This window comes from Prevotella sp. ICM33, assembly GCF_000517825.1.
Taxonomy (GTDB): domain Bacteria; phylum Bacteroidota; class Bacteroidia; order Bacteroidales; family Bacteroidaceae; genus Prevotella; species Prevotella melaninogenica.
In genome coordinates, this window is record NZ_JACD01000013.1 from 1 (window position 1) to 4,995 (window position 4,995).

Here is a 4,995-nt window from a genome sequence, read left to right on the forward strand (position 1 = left end):
TAAGGGATAGCGTCTTTATTTCCACCAAGCGTAAACCTCGTTATAATAAAGATAAGTAGTGGTGCACCTACAAGAGATGCAAAGACTGTTCCTGCTGTTGAGAAGATTTTAATTCCTCCTATTGAAAAATTATTTGCCATTGATATTATGAATTTGCGATGATACCCATATAGTTTGCATTACCTACTGTGTCATTGTCGTCGGAATAATTTAACTCCTTCATTATTTCTTTAGTCTTTCCTTCTATCTTATTTTCTACCCAGTTTGACCCTTCATCTACCGCATAACCAACTGCAGCTCCTGCAAGACCTAACCCCAAAGACTTTCCAAAATTCTTAAAGCCATCTTTCCATGCACCTGTTTTAGCGGCTTTTACTGCAGCAGTTTTCCCTCCCTGAGTGCTTGCTGCTTCAGCAAGAATATCCTGTTGTTCGAGTGCTGCTTGAATTGATTTATGCATTAGTTCCTCAGAAGATTCTTTACACATCTGTTCTACTAATTCTGCAGAAGCAATAGAAGTCGCACTTGCACCATTTGAGGTACGCGTAGCTACTTGAGACCCCCAAGTAGCAGCTTCCGCACTTGCATCGGCAGCTTGTGTTCCATAAGCTAAAGACTCCCAACCTTTCATCTTTGCCTCTCCTATTTTTGATGCTACCTGTGCATCTATCCTTGCAGCCTCACCCACTCCTGCCTTATTTGCTTTTACACTTGTAGTGATACTACTTTCAACAACAGACTCTCCAGTTCCTACACCAGTAGTCGTACCAGTATTTTTTAAATTTCCCATAGGGTCAGACTTTTGGTTGGATTTGTCCGTCTCACTAAAGTCAAAACTTCCAAAGTTTAGTGCACCAGTGTAGAAGCCTACTGAGAGGGCTAAAGCAAAAGGATTGGTTCCTCCTGTAAGACCACCTATAGCACCTTGAATGAATTTACTTTTCAGCTGAACATATATTTCTGTTGCATTCATTGCTGTAATATATAATGCAGCTTTTTTAGCTTGTTCAGGATTAACAATGATATCAATTCTTCCTCCTGTTGTACAGAACATATAGGATCTATTCAGCAGGGCGTTTTTTTTCTCTATAAAAACATCATTATGAAATCGACTCCAAGATGATTCCAGTGTGTTGTCACAATCGTGGGCAACCCCTTTTATCCCTCTATAGCCTGCATAACCGGCTGCTAAAGTTCCAACAGCTATTGCTGCACCCACCATCCAACCTTCGATAGCTACAACAGATAGTAAGGCTGCACCAACACCACCAGTTGCTACAACAGCAGCGACTATTAAAGCTCCAACTGCAACACCAGCAAGAAATGTTAACAGACCTCCCCATTTCTTACTTTGCAAGCAACTTGTCAACTCGTAAACCAGCTCAATCCTTTAGACCCAGACGTTTCATATCCGCCCCATAGAGTCTATCGAACTCCTCGGGTTCCAATCCGTGTGCAAGGTAAAGCTCAACGAACTTCTTATACACAGAGGGTTTAATATAAATGTAATCTTCTACACCTCCAGCACATTCAAACCCAGACAAAGCACGCTTAAAGAATATGGGCATAGGGTTGTCTTTTGTCCCATAAGTAGGATCCTGCCACTGTGTTTTATTAATGTATGCAGAAATCGTTTTTGAATCGTAAATTATACTTAACCGTTGTTTTTCTAAATCCTCTTTCCATGCGTTTTCTCCCGTTCCTCTTTGTGCCACATTATACCCTCCTATAAATGAAATAACTGCTAAATGTCTTTTATATTCAGGGGAGTAAAAACAGATCTGTTTATAAGTTGATTTTTGCGAATGTGCCATTCCTGCAAACCAAGCACGCGAAGTGAATGTCTTGTTTACAGGCGTTATCACAGCAAGTTCTGGAATAGTAACCACTATAGTATCTGAATTACGAATATACGTATCTGCGTACGGTACAGCAGCCTTGTTACCACCGAGCGTAAACTTTGCAATAAGGCTAACTACCAATGGTGTTGCCACGGTAAGTGCAAACACTGTTCCTAATGTAGCTCCTATGGCTGGTATTCTTGAATAAAAGTTGCTCATTGTTTTATGAATTTGATATTATGCCTATGACACAAGAAGAATCAGCTAGCTCATCATGAGTATTAAAGGCTCCTGAAATATCTCCTGTTTTCGTTTCTATATCATGCTCTTTATCATTACTATAATCCTCTATAAAGTAATTAGCAAGACCACCAGCCAAACCAACACCTAAGCCCATTCCAAATTTTTTTGCACCCTCTTTCCATGCTCCTCTCTTAGCAGCGTTAACAGCAGCATCTTTTCCTTCTTCAAGCGTTCTTTTCTCTGCAAGAATTTCTGCCTGCTTTGTGACAGCTTGTGTTGTTCGTTTCCCATACTCTTCAGAAGTTCGCCCTAACATTCCTTCAGCCGTCTTAGCAGACTCCACCGAAGAACTACTTGCTCCACTTGATGCACGGCGTCCCGCTTCCTTCCCCCATTCTTCTGCAGCAGTATGCGTTTCCATTGCGCCTAACTTATTTTCAATTGCTTTTTCCCCTTGCTTATTAGCTTCTGCAGTCTTTGAACTTATCTGTGAATCTATTTCTGCACCCTTTTCAGCGCCTTTCTTATGTGCATCTATGCCTGCTGATACGGCATTGTCAGCACCTCCGCCAACTCCTGAACCATAAACATTAGTCCCAATAGAATTCTTAACAGAGTTACCCAAAGGAGAATCACCATTATTAGAGGTTCTTGTCTCTCCTAAACTATCATCATTCCAGAAATTAAGAAAATCCAATGCTCCTGTATAAAGACCTATAGAAATAGCTAAAGCGATAGGCGTTGCTCCACCCGTAAGACCACTTACAACACCTTGCCAGAATTTGTATTTTTCTTGTTTTTGTATTTCAAGACTATTCATCTTAGAAATATAATCTGCTGCAGCTTTTGCGATTTCTGGGTCAAGGATAATGTTGATAGTGCCACCTATTTTACATGTCATCTTGGATTTATTTAACAAGGCATTCCTGTTCTCTATATAAACTTTAGGATGAAATGATGCCCAGTCTGATTCCATTATAACATCGCAATCATGCTCTAACCCCTCTTGCTTTTTATGTTCAGCATATCCTGCTGCAAGTCCGCCAACGGCAATAGATGTTAAGGCTACGGCTTCACTTGTTATAGCAATAGCTCCTATTATGGCTGGTAGGGCTGCACCACAAGTTACAATCGTAGCTGCTACTAAAAAAATTGCAGCTGCACCAACAGCAACTCCCAAAAGAAAACTTTGCAAGCCACCCCAAACTTTGGTTGCCATCTTGCAGGCAAAAGGTGCAGATATCTTCTTGGCATCAATATTCAACACAGGCTTATCAGAAGACTTATTAATCACCAGTCCATTCTGTGCTCCTCGAAGAAGTAATTGTGGCGTACCACAAGTCATATTCGTACAAACTACATTCGTTCCTTCTCGTATATAAGACTGTCCCATAACTTATATTTTATTTTTCAGTTTTCTGACTTGTAAGTCCACACTTAATGTAACATTGTCAGTAACTTCTTCGTCTATGTTTAAATTCCCCTTTGCAAGGCAATGTTCAGCTGGGTCAATTAAAGACTGTTGTTTAACCTCAATTTCATACTCAGTAAAACCATATTGGATGACAGGTTTAATCTTCTGATCGTATGCTTTGCGAATAGCCTCACTAAAATGAGACTCTTTATCGTTCTTTGCTTTGTGATTAACTAATAACAATCCATCATCTTGCTTCTCGATTTCTCTCTCCAACTTTAAGCTGAAATTATTTCCAGGGAAGAGTTTTGCAGCATAAGGAATAGTACTGTGCCCAGGCTGAAGGTCATCAGTCACTAAATGAGGTCCAAAGAAGATGGAATAAAAAGGTATTATACTCAAACTTGCCATAAGGTTATCATATTCATAGATAATCTTATCTTCCATCTTTATCAGATTATTTAAAGCATTGCTTCCAGCCGTTCCCTTCAAGAACTTATATTTGCTCGTGAGATGCTGTTTCTCATCCTCCCATAGTGCTATAATCTCCTCATGGTTGAGAAGTTTGGTTATCATTCCTGTATTTGAATCTATCCAGACTATTGCTTTTGTCTTTATATTCTCAAGTTCATTTGTCAAAACCAAAGCCTCTTGGCCTTGCTCAGGAAAGACAGAAGGAATGTCATCTTTCACACTGAAGGCAAAGCCCTGTGTTCCTTCTGCATCCGTAAATCTCTCTACAAAGTAATCTTTCTTACTGACAATAGTACTGACAGGAATCTCGTCAAGCTTCGTGGTGATGGTCTGTACACAACGGTACTTGTAGTCTCTTTGTGTCAGACCACCTTCTTGGACGTGACCGTGTAATCGATCTATCAAACTCATTATCTACGTGTTATTTAATATTGACAACTCCGCCTTTACCTTGGTTAATGTTGACAGGGGTACCCACAATGTCTACAAGACCATCAGCTGAAATGGTTACACCCAAATTTTCATTTGGTCCGACAACAGTCTGTGTTGTTCCCTTGACATATATATTCGGAGATTCCAGCGTAATGCTTGATTCATTTATTATAATCTTACTTGACTTAACTGATAATGTTATCGTAGAATTTCCATCCAGTGTTATATTTCCTGCACTGTCCATATTTAGCAAACACTTTCCCTTACCGACATTCACAGAAGCATTACTTCCGGCATTTACAGAATGAGTAGCTTTTGCATTCAACGTAGAGTTGCCACCACCATCAAAATTCATGCTTACACCACCTTTATCGTGTAGTGTTACGCTACCAGCAGAGTCGTCAAGTTTGAGGGAACTACCACTTCGTGTGGTAAGGCTCTTGCAGTTGTTACCTTGGCCACCGCCACCACCAGTTGTTCCATTAAACAGGCTACCCATAACATAAGGACGGGCAGGGTCACCATGACGGAAGCCAAGGAGGACTTGGTCGCCTACCTCTGGGATAAATACAAAACCGCGGTTGCTCTTTA

The 4,995-nt window shown here is 40.4% G+C and carries 5 protein-coding genes; all 5 read right to left on the reverse strand.

What is annotated here, in order from left to right; translation table 11 throughout:
- Positions 1–145: 145 nt before the first annotated feature.
- Positions 146–1,357 carry a PAAR-like protein gene (locus HMPREF1505_RS02915; protein WP_231480327.1) on the reverse strand — a complete coding sequence of 404 codons (1,212 nt, stop codon included), beginning with the start codon at positions 1,355–1,357 and terminating at the stop codon, positions 146–148.
- A 25-nt stretch (positions 1,358–1,382) separates the two neighbouring features.
- Positions 1,383–2,060 carry a hypothetical protein gene (locus HMPREF1505_RS02920; protein ID WP_036922282.1) on the reverse strand — a complete coding sequence of 226 codons (678 nt, stop codon included), beginning with the start codon at positions 2,058–2,060 and terminating at the stop codon, positions 1,383–1,385.
- A 4-nt stretch (positions 2,061–2,064) separates the two neighbouring features.
- Positions 2,065–3,477 carry a PAAR-like protein gene (locus HMPREF1505_RS02925; protein WP_036922285.1) on the reverse strand — a complete coding sequence of 471 codons (1,413 nt, stop codon included), beginning with the start codon at positions 3,475–3,477 and terminating at the stop codon, positions 2,065–2,067.
- 3 nt (positions 3,478–3,480) lie between these two features.
- Positions 3,481–4,383, reverse strand: a complete 903-nt coding sequence (locus tag HMPREF1505_RS02930; RefSeq protein WP_036922288.1) for a hypothetical protein — start codon at positions 4,381–4,383, stop codon at positions 3,481–3,483.
- 10 nt (positions 4,384–4,393) lie between these two features.
- Positions 4,394–4,995 (reverse strand): phage baseplate assembly protein V (locus HMPREF1505_RS13260; protein WP_036922291.1); only part of this gene is annotated, 602 nt, incomplete at its 5' end.